Origin of the sequence: Chryseobacterium sp. PvR013 (assembly GCF_017833095.1) — a bacterium.
GTDB classification, from domain to species: Bacteria; Bacteroidota; Bacteroidia; order Flavobacteriales; family Weeksellaceae; genus Chryseobacterium; species Chryseobacterium culicis_A.
The window spans coordinates 4,794,652-4,810,907 of sequence record NZ_JAFIBT010000001.1; the positions used below are offsets into that span (position 1 = coordinate 4,794,652).

At 36.1% G+C, this 16,256-nt stretch carries 17 protein-coding genes; 10 read left to right on the forward strand and 7 right to left on the reverse strand.

Going from position 1 to position 16,256, the window contains the following annotated elements; genetic code table 11:
- Window positions 1–52: 52 nt before the first annotated feature.
- From JOE44_RS21800 to JOE44_RS21820, 5 genes are all read right to left on the reverse strand, one after another.
- Window positions 53–490 carry a universal stress protein gene (locus JOE44_RS21800; protein WP_209787500.1) on the reverse strand — a complete coding sequence of 146 codons (438 nt, stop codon included), beginning with the start codon at window positions 488–490 and terminating at the stop codon, window positions 53–55.
- Window positions 491–549: 59 nt separating this feature from the next.
- A complete protein-coding gene (locus JOE44_RS21805; protein WP_209787502.1) occupies window positions 550–1,155 on the reverse strand; it encodes a fumarylacetoacetate hydrolase family protein in 606 nt (201 codons plus the stop codon).
- 90 nt (window positions 1,156–1,245) lie between these two features.
- A complete protein-coding gene (locus tag JOE44_RS21810) occupies window positions 1,246–1,644 on the reverse strand; it encodes a DUF2007 domain-containing protein (protein ID WP_105681332.1) in 399 nt (132 codons plus the stop codon).
- A gap of 2 nt (window positions 1,645–1,646) precedes the next feature.
- Complete coding sequence (locus JOE44_RS21815) at window positions 1,647–2,411, reverse strand: 3'-5' exonuclease (RefSeq protein ID WP_105681331.1); 765 nt, start codon at window positions 2,409–2,411, stop codon at window positions 1,647–1,649.
- A gap of 41 nt (window positions 2,412–2,452) precedes the next feature.
- Window positions 2,453–3,166, reverse strand: coding sequence for a CDP-alcohol phosphatidyltransferase family protein (locus JOE44_RS21820; RefSeq protein WP_209787504.1), 714 nt, complete (start codon window positions 3,164–3,166; stop codon window positions 2,453–2,455).
- Window positions 3,167–3,255: 89 nt separating this feature from the next.
- Between JOE44_RS21820 and JOE44_RS21825 the strand changes: the two genes are divergently transcribed.
- The 9 genes from JOE44_RS21825 (at window position 3,256) to JOE44_RS21865 (ending at window position 14,107) form a co-directional block, all read left to right on the forward strand.
- The gene (locus JOE44_RS21825) at window positions 3,256–5,184 is read left to right on the forward strand and encodes an LTA synthase family protein (protein WP_209787506.1); all 1,929 of its coding nucleotides are present in this window, start codon (window positions 3,256–3,258) and stop codon (window positions 5,182–5,184) included.
- Window positions 5,185–5,334: 150 nt separating this feature from the next.
- A complete protein-coding gene (locus JOE44_RS21830; RefSeq protein WP_149386930.1) occupies window positions 5,335–5,754 on the forward strand; it encodes a DUF2147 domain-containing protein in 420 nt (139 codons plus the stop codon).
- Between the two features lie 239 nt (window positions 5,755–5,993).
- Window positions 5,994–6,974: a pyruvate dehydrogenase complex E1 component subunit beta gene (locus JOE44_RS21835; RefSeq protein ID WP_034696867.1), complete on the forward strand. Its 981-nt coding sequence runs from the start codon at window positions 5,994–5,996 to the stop codon at window positions 6,972–6,974.
- Between the two features lie 114 nt (window positions 6,975–7,088).
- The gene (locus JOE44_RS21840; protein ID WP_209787507.1) at window positions 7,089–9,083 is read left to right on the forward strand and encodes a KUP/HAK/KT family potassium transporter; all 1,995 of its coding nucleotides are present in this window, start codon (window positions 7,089–7,091) and stop codon (window positions 9,081–9,083) included.
- Window positions 9,084–9,149: 66 nt separating this feature from the next.
- Entirely contained in the window at window positions 9,150–9,623 is a 474-nt protein-coding gene (locus JOE44_RS21845) for a transcriptional repressor (protein ID WP_002976876.1), read from the forward strand.
- Window positions 9,624–9,626: 3 nt separating this feature from the next.
- Window positions 9,627–11,366 carry an OstA-like protein gene (locus tag JOE44_RS21850; RefSeq protein ID WP_209787508.1) on the forward strand — a complete coding sequence of 580 codons (1,740 nt, stop codon included), beginning with the start codon at window positions 9,627–9,629 and terminating at the stop codon, window positions 11,364–11,366.
- A gap of 96 nt (window positions 11,367–11,462) precedes the next feature.
- A complete protein-coding gene (locus JOE44_RS21855; RefSeq protein ID WP_209789285.1) occupies window positions 11,463–12,638 on the forward strand; it encodes an aspartate aminotransferase family protein in 1,176 nt (391 codons plus the stop codon).
- A 188-nt stretch (window positions 12,639–12,826) separates the two neighbouring features.
- Window positions 12,827–13,213, forward strand: a complete 387-nt coding sequence (locus JOE44_RS21860) for an START-like domain-containing protein (protein WP_034696870.1) — start codon at window positions 12,827–12,829, stop codon at window positions 13,211–13,213.
- Between the two features lie 78 nt (window positions 13,214–13,291).
- Window positions 13,292–14,107, forward strand: a complete 816-nt coding sequence (locus JOE44_RS21865) for an aminotransferase class IV (protein ID WP_209787509.1) — start codon at window positions 13,292–13,294, stop codon at window positions 14,105–14,107.
- A gap of 84 nt (window positions 14,108–14,191) precedes the next feature.
- Here the strand turns inward: JOE44_RS21865 and JOE44_RS21870 are convergent, their stop codons facing one another.
- Together JOE44_RS21870 and JOE44_RS21875 are read right to left on the reverse strand one after the other, a co-directional pair.
- On the reverse strand, window positions 14,192–14,773 hold the full coding sequence (locus JOE44_RS21870; protein ID WP_209787510.1) for an N-acetylmuramoyl-L-alanine amidase: 582 nt from the start codon (window positions 14,771–14,773) through the stop codon (window positions 14,192–14,194).
- Between the two features lie 103 nt (window positions 14,774–14,876).
- Window positions 14,877–15,425: a YqgE/AlgH family protein gene (locus JOE44_RS21875; protein ID WP_114820398.1), complete on the reverse strand. Its 549-nt coding sequence runs from the start codon at window positions 15,423–15,425 to the stop codon at window positions 14,877–14,879.
- 24 nt (window positions 15,426–15,449) lie between these two features.
- Between JOE44_RS21875 and pdxH the strand changes: the two genes are divergently transcribed.
- Window positions 15,450–16,091: a pyridoxamine 5'-phosphate oxidase gene (pdxH, locus tag JOE44_RS21880; protein WP_105681321.1), complete on the forward strand. Its 642-nt coding sequence runs from the start codon at window positions 15,450–15,452 to the stop codon at window positions 16,089–16,091.
- The last annotated feature ends 165 nt before the right edge of the window (window positions 16,092–16,256 follow it).

Below are 16,256 nucleotides of genomic sequence, written 5' to 3' on the forward strand. Positions count from 1 at the left end.
ACAATATGCTTTGATCGGTTTTTTTATTACTAACGATTAAAATTTCTTTTTCTTAGTCGTGAATTGGAAGTACCAGCACAGGAATGTTTGAACTTTTCGTAATCCCTTTTGTTAAGCTTCCCACGAATACATCATAAATTCCGCTTCTGCCATGTGATCCCATCACAATATAATCTGCATTTTTTGCCTTTGCGTGTTCCAGAATAATATCTTTGGCAAGTCCCTGTTTTAACAGGTGCTCACAGTCGATATCATGGCCGATGATTCTTTGCTCAATTTTATTAAGCTGCACCAGCTCTTCTCTGATTTCATTGGCTTCCACTTCAGGGAAATATTGAAATCCCATATCACCAATGGCAAAGCCGATATCTGATGGTGCTACGTGGATCAGGTAAATTCTGCCGTTAAGCTGTTTTGCAAATTTTATGGCACCGTCTACCAATTGGTCTGTCTTGTCCCCAAAATCTACGGGTAATACAATGTTTATCATAACCTCTAATTTTGTTACCTAAAGATAGGAAAAATTTGCCAGACTCTGATGTTAAATACTTATAATATTCGGATATCAAGGATTTTTTCATCCTGTAGATAAGCTTCCAGAATATCATTTTCCTCTACTTTTCCAACCCCTTTTGGAGTTCCGGTAAATATCAGGTCACCTACTCTTAACGTAAAATACTGGGAAGCGAAAGCAATAATATCATCAAAGTTGAACATCATATCTTTCGTATTGCCATCCTGAACCTTGTTTTTATTTTTTAATAATGAAAACTGAAGATTCTCAAGATTAAAATTTTCTTTTTTGAAGAAACTGCTTACCACAGCAGAACCGTCAAAACCTTTGGCAAGTTCCCAGGGAAGCCCTTTTGATTTCAGTTCGCTCTGAAGATCTCTCGCAGTAAAATCGATTCCAAGACCTATTTCTTCATAATGTTTATTCGCGGATTCTTTCTGAATGTATTTTCCTCCCTTTGAAATTTTTATTACCACTTCAAGCTCGTAGTGAATATCATTCGAAAATTCAGGAATGTAAAAATCGTTTCCTTTTAAAACGGCTGTATCCGGCTTCATAAAGATAACAGGATTCTCAGGAATTTCGTTTCCTAATTCTTTCGCATGCTCGGTGTAGTTTCTTCCTATGCAGATTATTTTCATAACTCTTTTTTATTTTATTTTGGACTTCGTCATTACGAAGAACGAAGCAATCTTTTATAATATTGACTAAGGGATATTAATTCTTATTGATTAATGCGTAAACTCATTCCCGCAATAATAACATTTGAATTTATGACTTGTCAGAAAAGAAATCCCAAAGAAGCTGGTAGCACTGTCATCCCTGTAAATATGATTGGAACCACATTTCGGGCAGACAAAATCAAACTCAGGATCCTCAATGGTGTGTTCCACTTCCAATGAATATTGCTCATTCTCTTTATAATCCTGCAGGATTTGCTGAGCCTTTTCCTGATCATCTTCAAATACCTGAAGCTGTATGCCTCCTACAGCTTGCGACAAAAGCCAATCCGACTGGATCAGTTGCTCATTTGCAATGAAACTGTTGATGCCATTTTCGGCCAGTATCTGCTTGTCCCTGTTGGCTTCCAGGGCAGTTTCATAAAATTTAAAACGAACCAGTTCAGACATAGTTAAAATCTGCTTGAAAGTTGAATCTTAGTGAAAACCTTTTTGGTATACAACGGAAAATCAGCATTCTGAAGCCATCCGAAATATCCTAAATCTTTTTGGAACACGGCTTTCACTCCTTGGCCTTTGTATTTTCCAAAGTTGAAAACTTCTTCCATTTTTTCATTATATCCGATGAATCCGGCAAGATCTGCATTCTTATTATGGAATGTGAATTCACTTAGCGGGGCTATTTCATTCGGAATATCATCGTATTTTCCCACCTGAGCATCCAGAACTTCAAATGTTGCCATAACATCAGCTTCTGCAGAATGGGCATTTTCCAATGTTTTTCCACAGTAAAACTGATAAGCAGCTCCTAAGTTTCGGGGTTCTTTCTTGTGAAAAATAGTCTGTGCATCTACCAATCTGAACTTACTCAGATCAAAATCCATTCCTACTCTTAAAAGTTCTTCTGCCAAAAGAGGAACATCAAATCTGTTGGAATTAAATCCTCCCAAATCAGTTCCGGTAATCATTTCCATAATTTTAGAAGCAATATCTCTGAAGGTAGGAGCATCTTTTACATCTTCATCATAAATTCCGTGGATTTCACTGCTTTCTTTTGGAATAGACATTTCCGGATTTACACGCCATGTTTTGCTTTCTCTGGAGGCATCCGGATTTACTTTTAAGATACAGATTTCAACGATTCTGTCTTTTCCGATGTTTGTTCCTGTGGTTTCCAGGTCAAAAATACAAAGTGGTTTATGGAGTTTTAAATTCATGTTGATCATTAATAATTTGAAATGTGTTTTATTTAAATAAATTATTTTAACTGTCCCTGAAAAATAAGAGACACCAATATATAATAAATAACAAGCATAGGAATTCCTACTACCTGAAATATCGCAAGAATAGCAATTCCTCCTACCAGTAATACTACTTTAGGATAGTTGTCTTTTAATTGTTTGGATTTGAACTTCATGGCCATCATCTTAATCGGGCTGATCAGCAGCCATGAGGTAAGAAGAGTGAGCAGAATCAACAGCAATTCATTATTAAACAAAAAGCTGAAAGCTCCGGTTTCTTTAAAGGCATAATAAAGACCGAACAATAAAACGGTGTTTGTAGGTGTATTCAATCCTTTGAAATAATAACGCTGCTCTTCATCAAGATTGAAGATCGCAAGCCTCAGGCAGGAAAATACGGTAACGATTAATCCCAGATACTTGATCTCAAACGGAAAATGAATTCCCAGCAGCTCTGCCCCAAAAGGTTCAAGTGCTTTATACATCGTAAGCCCGGGAATTACCCCAAAGCTCACCATATCTGCAAGAGAATCCAGTTGAAGCCCCAGATTGGAGTTTGATTTTACAGCTCTGGCTACAAAGCCGTCAAAGAAATCAAAAATTGAAGAGAGCACAAGGCAGATTGCCGTAGTCTGATAATCTCCTAAAATTAAATGTATTGCCCCTACACAACCTGCAAATAAGTTAGCCAGGGTTAAGGCATTGGCCAGATTATTCTTTATAAAATCCATAAGCACAAAATTACAGTTTTTAAAAATTCTAACTCAAAATAATCTGAACTAAAAAATGCATTAAAGTGATTTTGATGTAAATTTGCTCCATGAAATTTTTAAAAGGATTTAGAAAACAGGAAGTTCTGGCATTAGTTTACAGGATTTTTTTAGCCTATGTTTTTTATCAGATTGCCAGACTCTTATTCTGGTATTTTAATAAAGATCTTATTAAAGTTGATTCTGTTTCGGAATATATAAAGCTGGCTTTCCATGGTACTGCTTTTGATACCACCGCTATTCTGTATGTCAACGCGCTATTTATACTCCTTAGTTTATTACCCTTAGTAATCAATACGAAGAAAGTTTTTCAGAAAATTCTTTTCTGGCTGTATTTCATTACCAACGGTATTGCTTATGCCATGAATTTCGGAGATTTTATTTACTATAAATTTTCTCAGGCAAGGCTCACTTCGGCAGTATTTCAAGTGGCCGAACATGAATCCAATGTATCTAAAACACTGATGATCTCTGTTGGAGAACATCCTTTTGTGCTGATCTGGTTTGTTGTTTTGATGATCTTATGGGTTTTCCTTTACAAAAGAGTGAAAGTAGAAGAGGTGAAACCTTTGAAATTGTTTCCTTACTTTATTACTTCCATTCTTACTTTGTGTATTACGGCAGTATTAGTGGTGGGAGGAATAAGAGGAGATTTTAAACACAGTACAAGACCTATTAATATGGTGGATGCTACCCGTTTTGTAACAAATCCTCTGCAGGGAAATATGGTTCTTAACAGTACATTTTCTTTTTTCAGGACTTTAAATACCAATAACTTTAAGGAAGTTCATTTCGTAGATGAAAAATATATTGAAGAAAATGTGCAGCCTTATAAAGTGTATGACAGAAAAGTAGAGAACCGTCCCAATATCGTTATTTTCATTGTAGAATCTTTCGGAAGAGAATATTCGGGAGCTTTTAATAAAGATAAAAATATTAAAGATTATGTTTCTTACACTCCTTTCATGGATAGTTTAGCGACTCAGAGTCTTATTTTTCCGAATACTTTTGCAAACGGAAGACAGTCTATTCATGGAATGAGCAGTGTGTTGGCCGGAATTCCGAGTCTTACCGATGCATTTACGGGATCTCCGTATTCCAATCAGAAAATTCAGTCTATTGTTTCTGTTTGTAATGATCTGGGATATGATACTTCTTTTTATCATGGTGCCCCAAATGGATCTATGGGATTCCTTGGATTTGGAAATATTCTAGGATTTAAACATTATTTCGGAAAAACAGAATACAATCATGATGAAGATTTTGACGGAATGTGGGCAATCTGGGATGAGCCATTCCTTCAGTATTTTGCTAAAAATGTCGGGAAGAAACAGCCTTTCATGACCACTGTGTTTACTGCTTCATCACATCACCCTTTTAAGATCCCTGAAAAGTATAACGGGAAATTTAAAAAAGGGAAAATTGAAATTCATGAACCGATGCAGTATACGGATTATGCGATCAAAAAATATTTTGAAACGGCTAAAAAACAGCCTTGGTACAACAATACCATCTTTGTTTTCACAGGAGATCATACCAATCAGGTGTACTATCCGGAATACGAAAGAGCCATGAACCGCTATGCTGTTCCATTGGTTTTCTATTCTCCGAATCCTGAATATCAGTTAAAAGGAGTGAGTCAGGATATAGCACAACAGGCAGATATTTATCCTACATTAGCAGATCTTATTGGGTACAACAAACCCATCAGAAGCTGGGGCAGAAGTTTGGTAAGTGATAAAAAATATCCTTTTATTGTTGTCAATTCAGATGGAAGTACAGATCAGTTCATGATTGGAAACTATATTTATCGTTTTGATGGAAAAGAAATCATCGGAGTGTATAATCAATCTGATCTGAGTCTTGAGAAAAATCTGATCAATGAGGTTAAAAACCCCGAAGTGGAAGCTGGGAAGAAAACTGCGAAAGCCTGGTATCAGGATTATATGGATAGGGTGATTAACAGGAAGCTGTATTAAGATAGAAAAGATAAGTTATAAATAAACTGGTTTACTTTTTTAACCTCTTTATGCTTTGTATAATAAAAGTTTTTGTTCGTTGAAAATTAATTTATATTTTTATCAATACGTAGATAAGAATATTGTATAAAAATTAAAACTATAAGAAATATGAAAAAAATATTGTTAACGTTCGCACTTTCTTTTTGTGGTGTGCTCACTTTTGCCCAGATTGAAGGTAAGTGGAAAACAATAGATGATGAAACAAAACAGGCAAAGTCTATTGTTGAAGTGTACAAAAAATCAGATGGTAAATATTATGGGAAGGTTTCCCAGTTGTTGATAAAGCCAGCTGATCCAAACTGTACAGCTTGTAAGGATGACAGAAAAGGAAAACCCATTTTAGGATTAGAAATCATCAGAGGATTGAAAAAAGACGGTGATGAGTTCACAGGAGGAACAATTACGGATCCTAAAACCGGAAAAACTTATAAATGTACCATTACAAGAAGCGGTGATAAGCTGAATGTAAGAGGTTACTTAGGATTATCTTTATTAGGAAGAACCCAGGTTTGGGAGAAAGCTAATTAATTTAAGTTTAAATAGAATTTAGATGACATTTCAGAAATGAGATGTCATTTTTTGTATGCAAAAGAATTACCTGGAATTTCTTCATAGCTTTAGATAAACGGCAAATAACTGTGTAATCACGAAGAAAAACCGTTTTAAATAAAATTAATATTAAAGCTTTCCATTCAAAATGAGAAGCCTTTTTATGATGTGTATAATAAAAAAACACTATTTTTGTAGTCTAAATTTTTCGAATAAATATGGCAGAATATACTTTTCGTGAGGTAATTGCACAGGCAATGAGCGAGGAAATGCGTAAAGACGAATCCATCTTTTTAATGGGGGAGGAAGTTGCAGAATACAATGGTGCTTATAAGGCTTCAAAAGGAATGCTGGATGAGTTTGGTCCTAAAAGAGTAATCGATACCCCAATTGCAGAACTTGGTTTTACAGGAATTGCTGTGGGTGCTGCGATGAATGGTAACAGACCCATTGTAGAGTATATGACATTCAATTTCTCATTGGTAGGAATTGATCAGATTATCAATAATGCGGCTAAAATCCGTCAGATGAGTGGTGGACAATGGAATTGCCCAATTGTTTTCCGTGGTCCTACAGCTTCTGCAGGTCAATTAGGAGCTACCCACTCTCAGGCTTTTGAAAACTGGTTTGCAAACATTCCCGGCCTTAAAGTAGTAGTACCTTCAAATCCTTACGATGCGAAAGGGTTGTTGAAAACTGCAATTCAGGATAATGATCCGGTTATTTTCATGGAATCTGAGCAGATGTATGGAGATAAAATGGAAATTCCTGAAGAAGAATATTATTTACCATTAGGAAAAGCAGATATCAAGAGAGAAGGTACAGACGTTACTTTGGTTTCTTTTGGTAAGATTATGAAGCTGGCTTTACAGGCTGCTGAAGATATGGCTAAAGAAGGAATCTCTGTAGAAGTTATCGACCTTAGAACTGTTCGTCCTCTTGATTTTGACACTGTTTTAGCATCTGTGAAGAAAACAAACAGACTGGTTATTTTAGAAGAAGCTTGGCCATTTGCTTCTATATCTTCTGAAATTACTTATATGGTACAGCAAAAAGCATTTGATTATTTAGATGCTCCTATCAAGAGAATTACTACTCCTGATGCACCTGCACCTTACTCTGCTGCATTATTTGCAGAATGGTTCCCTAAACTTGAAAAAGTAAAAGAGGAAATCAAAAAAGCGATGTACGTAAAATAGTTATAGAAAAAAACTTCCGAAAGGAAGTTTTTTCATTTATTATATTCATGAAGAAAAATTCTTGACGTCATAAAATTAGTATAAATTTGCGCCTTTAAAATAAATTAAGCTGATATGGCAGAAGTTACAGAAGATGGTTACCACTTCGACATAAAGAAACTTTCCTTTATTGGAGTTTTAGTGTCTCTAGGAATAGTTTTTGGAGATATTGGTACCTCTCCGCTTTACGTAATGAAAGCAATTGTGAATGCAAGATCCCAAGGGAGCAATATGCCTTTCAATGAATATATAGAGGGAGCACTCTCGTGTATTATTTGGACGCTTACCCTTCAGACTACAATCAAATATGTGATCATTGCTTTGAGAGCAGATAACAAAGGCGAAGGAGGAATTCTGGCCTTGTTTTCATTGGTAAGAAACCTTAAGAAAGGATGGTTGTACCTCATTGCAATTGTTGGTGCTGCTGCCCTTATTGCGGACGGAGTAATTACCCCATCACTGACGGTAATGTCAGCTATTGAAGGTCTTGAAATTTATAATCCTCACACTCCTGTTGTGCCCATTACAATCGGAATCCTGATCGCCATTTTTGTGGTACAACAATTCGGAACCAGCTTTATCGGAAAGTTTTTTGGTCCTGTGATGGTTGTTTGGTTCCTTGTATTAGGAGGATTGGGAGTAATGCATTTGAGTGAGAATTTTGAGATTTTAAGATCATTCAATCCATATTACGCTTATAAACTTATTGTCAACTCACCGAGTGCCATTGTTATTTTAGGAGCTGTTTTTCTTTGTACAACCGGAGCAGAAGCCCTTTATTCTGACTTAGGACACTGTGGGGCTAAAAATATCAGAGTAAGCTGGGCATTCGTTAAGATTATGCTTGTTCTTAATTACCTTGGACAGGGAGCATGGCTTTTGACTAATTACAACAAACCAGGATTCTCTGTGGTAAACCCATTCTTTGGAATCATGGAAGAGTGGATGATTATTCCGGGAGTAATTCTGGCAACAGCTGCTGCAATTATTGCCAGCCAGGCATTAATTACAGGTTCTTTCACCATATTCTCAGAAGCAATGTCTCTAAACCTTTGGCCCAATCAGAAAATTGATTATCCTTCCGGGGTGAAAGGACAAATGTATATCCCAAGAATCAACTGGGGACTTCTTATCCTTTGTATTATTGTTGTGCTGCATTTCAGGGAATCTGGAAAAATGGAAGCCGCTTATGGACTTTCCATTACAGTGACAATGCTGATGACTACCATCCTGTTAGTCTTCTGGCTATTGAAACAAAGAGTAAGCAAAATATTAATTTTATTTTTTGCCTTTGTTTATATGGCTATTGAATTAGGCTTCTTCAGTGCTAATATTATCAAGTTCATGGAAGGTGGATGGATTACTGTTGTATTGGCAGGTTCTATCGGGGTTTCTATGTATGCCTGGTATAACGGAAGACTGATCAAAACAAGATTTATCCAGTTTGTAAAAATAGAAAAGTATGTGTCTATCCTTAAAGACATGAAGCTGGATGAAACCATTCCGAAATACGCTACTAATCTTGCTTACCTGAGCAGAGCAAAAAGAAATGATGAGGTAGAATCAAAAATTATCTATTCCATCATCAAAAAGCAGCCAAAAAGAGCAGATCATTACTTTATCCTGAGCATCGTAAACCAGGAAGATCCATATACCTTCAGATATACCGTAGATGAAATTCTTCCGGGCACAGTGTATAAGATCAATTTCCTTTTAGGATTCAAAGTAGACCGTAGAATCAATGATTATTTCAACATGGTACTTAAAGATTTGATGGCAGACGGAACCATTCCTTCAAGAAGCAGCCATCCTTCTTTAAGAGCTCACGATATACCGCCGGATCTTAAATATGTGATCATAGATAACACCTATATCAACGATATTCTTTTAACTGTTAAACAGAAGATTACCCTTAATATTTACAACTTTGTGAAGTATATCGGAAGTGACGACTTTAAGGCCTGGGGAGTATCTTCCCATAACGTTGAAGTGGAGTCTGCACCGATCACAGAACTTACAGTGTATGACAATAAGATTGAGCAATCCGGGTATTTCCGTCACAATTCTTAATCCTCTAGTATTTAACCATAATATCTATTTAAATAAAATTCAATAAATTTGTAGATAATTTTTTTAATGGATACAATACAAAAAGAAAAAAATATAGCTTTGATCAAGGATGTTTTAAGAAACTACTTATTAGAAAAAGGGTTCAGAAACACACCTGAAAGATATACGATATTGGAAGAGATTTATAATATGGATCATCACTTTAATGTTGATGATCTGTATCTTCTGATGATGCAGAAGAAATACCATGTTTCCAAAGCAACCATTTACAACACGATTGAAATTTTCCTTGATGCAGGCTTGATCCGTAAGCATCAGTTCGGAGAAAAAACATTGACCTCTTCATCATATGAAAAGTCTTATTTTGACAAACAGCATGACCACCTGGTGATCTACAAAAAAGACTCTGATAAAGAGATTGAAGAAATTATTGAATTCTGCGACCCAAGAATCCAAGGAATCAAAGAAGCCATTGAAGAAGCATTTGGCGTAAAAATTGATTCTCATTCGCTATATTTCTATGGCACTAAGAATGACTAATTAATGAGAATAGCCTTTTTTCTGTTAATCTTTATTTCTACGCTAAGTTTTGCGCAGGATAAAACTCCTGTGAAGAGAGATCCTTATTTGCAGGCTCCTTCACCGGCTCAGCCTAAACAGGTAAGACCTGAAGATAAAGTAAAGATCATCCACGCGGACGAAATTAAGAAAGATCCTGAAAAATACGACGGGAATCAATATTTTACCGGTCATGTTCAGATCGAACACCAAGGCTCTATTCTTACAGCAGATGAAGTCATTCTATATAATGAGGAAAACTTTGTAAAAGCAATAGGCAATACAAGACTTCAAAACACTGACGGCTCTGTAATCACAGCAGGAGAAATGGAATATGATGCCAATACCCAAAAAGGTGTTGCCAGAAAAAATGTGGTCTTGACTGATCCTAAACAGACCATAAAAACAGATATCCTCTATTATGACAGGCTGGCTAATCAGGCTTATTTTAATACAGGAGGAACAATCTCCGACGGTCAGAATGTAACCTATGCCAAAGTAGGAACTTACTTTCTGAATACGCGGGTGGTGGATCTTACCGGAAATGTGAAAATTGAAACCCCTCAATATACCATAGAAGGTCCCAACATCAAGCAGAATCAAAATACAAAAATTGCGGATTTTTTAGGTCCTACAACCATTACCAGTAAAACCAATCCGAGAAACAGAATCTATACCGAAAAGGGAACTTATAAAATGGATTCCAAGGAAGCTTTTCTAACCAAAAACTCCAGGATTTATTATAATGAGAAAATTCTTACCGGTGATGATATGTATTACAATCAGATTTCCGGATTCGGTAAAGCAACAGGAAATGTAACCCTGGATGATCCTAAAGAAAAAAGATATATAAAAGGAGGTTACGGAGAGATTTTTGAGAAAAAAGACTCCGCAATGATGACGAAAAATCCTTATGCAGTAAAAGTAATGGAAAAAGACTCCATTTATTTTGCCGCAGAAAAAATAATCTCTTATCAGAGACCGGACTCATTGGATATCAAAGTTAAGAAAAGTTACCTGAGAGCCTTTAAAAAGGCTCGTATTTATAAATCCAATGCACAGGGAAGAGCAGACTCTATTGCCTTCAATGAAACAGACGGAATTATGCATATGTATACCAATCCGATTCTTTGGAGTGGTGAAAAACAGGTTACCGGAGATAAAGTAGAAGCTTACTTCAATACCCAGACGGAAGATATTGATTCATTAAAAGTCATCGGAAATGCCTTTGCCATCAGTAAAGTAGACTCAATAACGCTGAAAGATGAGTTCAATCAGGTGAAAGGAAAATTCATGACGGTTTACTATGAGAAAAATGCAATTAAAGAGGCAAGAGTAGTGGGGAATGCCCAGGCTATTGTATATGTTGATGATACCGATCAGGAAACAAAAAAACAGGAAAGAATAGGGATCACCCTTTCAACATGTGGAATTATCGGAGCATTGTTTGAAGAAAGAGCTTTACAAATAATTTCATGTAGTATTGGGGCTGTATCAGATACTTATCCTATGAGTATGATAGAACCTTCGAAAAGAAAATTCCCGGATTTTAACTGGAATACCAAAGACCGGATCCGGAAATGGCAGGATATCCTTGTAGACACTCCGAATAACGAAGAAATACAATATACAGCTGATAGTGAGCTATTCGATAAAGCTCAGAAAGCTATAGATGACGAAAAAGCGAAAGAAGAAGCTAAAAAGCCTAAACGAACCAGAAAATAATAGAAAAGACCAGTAAGCACTGGTCTTTTTTATATATTAATTTTAGCATGTAATGAATCTTTTATAGCTTTGCTGAAATTTTTGGAGACAATGGAAATGCATAAAGATTTTTTTCTATATCAGGCACAAACCACAAAGTTTGCAGCAGGTTTTGAAGTTGAAAAAGCTGAAGGAAGCTATATTTATGGAACAGACGGAAAGAAATATCTTGACTTTGTAGCAGGAGTTTCTGCCAATACTTTAGGACATTCACATCCTAAAATTGTGAATGCCATCAAAGAGCAGACTGATAAATACCTTCACGTAATGGTGTATGGTGAATATGCCCAGGAAAAACCTACAGCGTTATGCAGATTGCTGGCAGAAGCTACTCCGGATCCACTGGAAGTTACTTATCTTGTCAATAGTGGTGCTGAAGCCATTGACGGAAGTTTGAAGCTGGCAAAACGATATACAGGGAGAGAAGAAATTGTTTCCTTTAAAGACTCTTATCACGGAAATACCCATGGAGCGTTGAGCGTTTCCGGAAATGAAACCCACAAAAGGGAATTCCGTCCCTTACTGCCAATGGTTTCTTTCATTGAATTTAATAATGAAAATGACTTCGATAAAATTACAGAGAGAACAGCATGTGTTATCCTTGAAACCATTCAGGGAGCAGCAGGGTTTCTGGTGCCCAATAACGACTATCTGATCAAACTGAAGAGAAGATGCGAAGAAGTAGGAGCACTTTTGATTTTAGATGAAATACAGCCAGGATTTGGAAGAACAGGGAAATTATTCTCTTTCGAACACTTTGGAATCGTTCCGGACATTCTGGTAATGGGGAAAGGAATGGGAGGAGGAGTTCCTGTAGGAGCTTTTATGAGTTCCAGAGAAATTATGGAAACCCTTTCACATTCACCAAAGCTAGGTCATATTACTACTTTTGGAGGAAACCCATTGATTGCAGCAGCGAGTTATGCTACTTTAAAAGAAGTGCTGGAAAGCGGTTTAATGAATGAAGTAGAAGAAAAAGAGAAGTTGTTCAGAGAACTTTTAGTTCATCCTAAAATTAAAAATATCAACGGTAAAGGTCTGATGCTTGCCGTGAACTTAGGAACTCCTGAATATACCCTGGAAGTGGCAAAAAAATGCATGGAAAGAGGACTTATTGTTTTCTGGCAGCTGTACAGAAATGAATATCTGAGAATCTCTCCACCTCTCACATTATCTCTGGGCGAAATCAGAGAAGGATGTCAGATTATTCTAGATATACTGAATGAAAATTAAAGATAAAGTCTCTCCGGGAAGGAGAGATTTTTTTATGTTTTGCATGGCAGTTTTAAGCCCTAATATTTAACATAATAAGGATTTGAATCCCGTGATAAATATCATACTGATTCTATAAAAAAGTAATTGTTTTTTTGCGTAATAAAAAAATTAATTTATATATTGCGGGACGATAAAACAAAGATTATATGGCGAAACATAAAGTCCATTACGAATTTCCAATGCACTGTTTATCAGAGATTTTATATGAATATCTGGCGACTGCAGAAGGATTGTCTGAATGGTTTGCGGATGAGGTAACAGAGAAAGGCGATGATTTCTTTTTTAGCTGGGGCGGAGGACCTGCTGAGAAGGCCACTTTGATCAGATATAAGCCTGAAGGTTTCGTGCGTTTCAGATGGGAAGAAGATGAAGGAACAAAAAATTTCTTTGAAATGACTATCACAATTGATGATATTACAGAAGATCTTGCTTTAAATATTACAGATTTCTGTGAAGAAGGTGATGAAGAGGAAAATGCAATGTATTGGGAAAATCTTATTGAGAACCTAAGAATAAAACTGGGTGCGGCATAATACCGGGCAATATTAAATGATAAAACTGATGAACGATTTATCGTTCATTATTTTTTTGTAAATAAATCACATCAAAAATTGGAAAATCAATATTTTACATCAGACGAGTTAAATGTAAAGAACAGAGCTTTTCTTTGGGGCGACTCAGTGAAGGTTTCTTTTTTTGTAAGAAATGGTGGATTGATCATGGACGAAGAATGTTATTTCTTCCTGATGGCTTCCATGAGAAAGATGAGAATGAATATTCCTTTGACTTACACGCTGGAGTTTTTCCAGACCCTTTTTCAAAAAGAAATTATAGAAGGGAAAGAAGTTAAGAACGGAATTATCAATTTCCAGGTGTTCAGAAATAATGATGGCGTGACATTGGCAAAATCTTCTGTTTCTTATTTTTATGAAGTAACAGAAATGGCTGATGTGCTTGCAGTTCATCAAAGACCTTTAGAATTGGATTTGACTAAAGAAATTAACGTTAATAACAATCTTCTGAGCAATATCAGGGTTCACTGTCCGGAAAATATCTACGGAGCGATCTATGCGCAGGAAAATGACCTTGACGACGTTATTCTTCTCAATCCAAACAAAAGAATTGCACGTACTACTGCCGGAAATCTTCTCTTTTTAGAAGGTGATGTTATCAAAGTACCCAAGCAGACTGAAGGAGCATACATTTCTCCTTTGATGGAAAATTTTGTTACTTTTTTACATAAGAATAATCTTGCGGATATCCAGGAACACGAAATTATCGCATTCGAATCTCAGAAAGCTGAAGAAATTTTAATGATTTCTGATGAGAAAGGTATATTTTCTGTAGGTAAGATAAGAAATAAGACTTTTGAAACTTCCCGCTTCTCCGAATTGGTAGAAAGCTGGAAACAAAGTTTTAATCAATAGAAATTGACAAACCCGGTAAACAACAAAGTTCCAGAAGTCCTTTACCGGGTTTTATTCTGAGTAAATCAGAAATTGTTATTTTATTTAATATTCGTTGATGATCTCAACAAATTTCTGTGCAATTTCTTTCTGCCCCTTTTCACTGGTAATATAATTCCTGTTATCAGAATTATTGATAAATCCAAGTTCTACCAATACAGCAGCTGCTTTGGTTTCTCTTAGCATGTGAAGATTACGTTCCTCAATTTTACGGGCATTGAATTTCTTGTAGATTTTTCCGGCCAATTCCTTTGAAACATCAGAATTCTGAACATACACTTCAAACCCGTTGTCAGATCTTTCTTTTTGAGGAGAACTGTTAACGTGAAGAGAAATGACCATTTCTGGGTTCAGCTTATTGATCATATCTGTTCTTTCGGCAAGAGTAGGAGCGCTATCTGAATCCCTAGTTAAAATAACTTCATATTTATCCTGGCTTTCATTGATCTTCTGTATTTCCTTAGCAACACTTAATGAAATATTTTTTTCCAGAATTTCACCATGGGTAGCCCCAAAATCATTTCCGCCATGGCCGGCATCTATGACAATGTACTTTTTGTTGATAGGAGTAAATGATAAAAACGCTGTAGAAAATATTGATAAAGCAAGTAATGTAATACCTTTCATATCAGTGATTTTGGTTTTTCAAAGAACGGAAAAACTTTGTTTAAAATTGGTTAAAGGAATCTTAAAGTTTGTTAATTATCAGAATGATACGAAAAATAGGCCTTTAGTTCAATGAGATGTCTTCAGGTGAATTGGCCCAGAGAAGAAATTCTCCTCCAAGATTCTGCATGATAGACTTCCAAAGCGTCTGATCATTGGGTAACGTATAATCAAGATTGTAAACATCCACTACCGTCCACATTTTCCTTTGAACCTCAGTGTCCAGCTGGTTCGAAGACCATCCGGAATACCCTGAAAATATTTTGATATGATTAATATCCAGTTCACTGCTTAAAACAGCGTTAATGATCCGTTCAATATCTTCTGTAAGGTAGTATTCATCAGTAATGTCTGTATAGATCTCTGTGACTCGTTTACCCTTTACGATGAAAAATACCTTGTCATTTTCTACAGGACCTCCATCATAAACCTCAATTTTAAAGTCAAAAAAATCTTTGAACTTGCTACTCATCTGGCTGTTCTTTTTATTCAATATCAAACCAAATGCACCACTTTCATTATGTTCAATAACCAATACCACCGATCTTGAAAAAATATCGCCGGAAATGTCAGGTGTCGAGATTAATATTTTACCTTTGTATGAGTGATTCATACTCAAATTTAATAAAAAATATTTATGGAAAACCTGCACGACAAAAGAAAAGTGTACGATAAATCCCAACTTATTGAAAGTGAGATAAAACAAAATCCAATTGAGCAGTTTAGAGACTGGTTTTTGGAGGCAAGTGAGAGCCCGATGATCTCAGAAGCTAATGCTATGGCGGTTTCTACAGTAGAGGAAGATGGATGCCCGAGAACGAGAATGGTACTTCTTAAAGCATATACCCATGAAGGGTTTATTTTTTATACCAACTACAACAGCAGAAAAGGAAAAGCAATAGAAAATAATCATAAAGCATGTCTGCATTTTTTCTGGCCCAATCTTGAAAGGCAGATTATTATCAAAGCGGATCTTGAAAAGGTAGCAGAAAATCTGAGTGACGGTTATTTTCATTCAAGACCAAAAGGAAGCCAGCTGGGAGCTGTTGTCTCTCCGCAAAGCCAGGTGATTCCTAACAAGGAGTTTTTAGAGGAAAAATTGAAAGAATTAGAAAAGGAGTATGAAAATACTGAGGTGCCAAGGCCTGCCAATTGGGGCGGATATCTTGCCAGACCTTATGAAATTGAATTCTGGCAGGGAAGACCCAACCGTCTTCATGACAGGATTATTTATCAGCTTGAAGATCTCGACTGGAAAATTTCAAGACTGGCACCCTAATAGGAAAATCAGAGGTTAGAAGTTAGAAGTTAGAAGTTAGAAGTGGTGGTTTTTAATATGAGACAAACCACTTGAAAATATAAACTCTGTAATTCAATAGGAGCGGGCTTTAGCCCGCTTATTTTTATTATGCATAATGATAGAGGCTTTAGCCAAAACTTAATA

Excerpts from the sequence above, each read along its gene's own strand:
- JOE44_RS21870 (WP_209787510.1), bottom strand. The coding sequence starts at position 14,773 with ATGAAAGGTATTACATTACTTGCTTTATCAATATTTTCTACAGCGTTT.
- JOE44_RS21875 (WP_114820398.1), bottom strand. The coding sequence starts at position 15,425 with ATGAATCACTCATACAAAGGTAAAATATTAATCTCGACACCTGACATT.
- JOE44_RS21845 (WP_002976876.1), top strand. The coding sequence starts at position 9,150 with ATGGATACAATACAAAAAGAAAAAAATATAGCTTTGATCAAGGATGTT.
- JOE44_RS21850 (WP_209787508.1), top strand. The coding sequence starts at position 9,627 with ATGAGAATAGCCTTTTTTCTGTTAATCTTTATTTCTACGCTAAGTTTT.
- JOE44_RS21800 (WP_209787500.1), bottom strand. The coding sequence starts at position 490 with ATGATAAACATTGTATTACCCGTAGATTTTGGGGACAAGACAGACCAA.
- JOE44_RS21805 (WP_209787502.1), bottom strand. The coding sequence starts at position 1,155 with ATGAAAATAATCTGCATAGGAAGAAACTACACCGAGCATGCGAAAGAA.
- JOE44_RS21855 (WP_209789285.1), top strand. The coding sequence starts at position 11,463 with ATGCATAAAGATTTTTTTCTATATCAGGCACAAACCACAAAGTTTGCA.
- JOE44_RS21830 (WP_149386930.1), top strand. The coding sequence starts at position 5,335 with ATGAAAAAAATATTGTTAACGTTCGCACTTTCTTTTTGTGGTGTGCTC.
- pdxH (WP_105681321.1), top strand. The coding sequence starts at position 15,450 with ATGGAAAACCTGCACGACAAAAGAAAAGTGTACGATAAATCCCAACTT.
- JOE44_RS21835 (WP_034696867.1), top strand. The coding sequence starts at position 5,994 with ATGGCAGAATATACTTTTCGTGAGGTAATTGCACAGGCAATGAGCGAG.
- JOE44_RS21840 (WP_209787507.1), top strand. The coding sequence starts at position 7,089 with ATGGCAGAAGTTACAGAAGATGGTTACCACTTCGACATAAAGAAACTT.
- JOE44_RS21860 (WP_034696870.1), top strand. The coding sequence starts at position 12,827 with ATGGCGAAACATAAAGTCCATTACGAATTTCCAATGCACTGTTTATCA.
- JOE44_RS21815 (WP_105681331.1), bottom strand. The coding sequence starts at position 2,411 with ATGAATTTAAAACTCCATAAACCACTTTGTATTTTTGACCTGGAAACC.
- JOE44_RS21820 (WP_209787504.1), bottom strand. The coding sequence starts at position 3,166 with ATGGATTTTATAAAGAATAATCTGGCCAATGCCTTAACCCTGGCTAAC.
- JOE44_RS21825 (WP_209787506.1), top strand. The coding sequence starts at position 3,256 with ATGAAATTTTTAAAAGGATTTAGAAAACAGGAAGTTCTGGCATTAGTT.
- JOE44_RS21810 (WP_105681332.1), bottom strand. The coding sequence starts at position 1,644 with ATGTCTGAACTGGTTCGTTTTAAATTTTATGAAACTGCCCTGGAAGCC.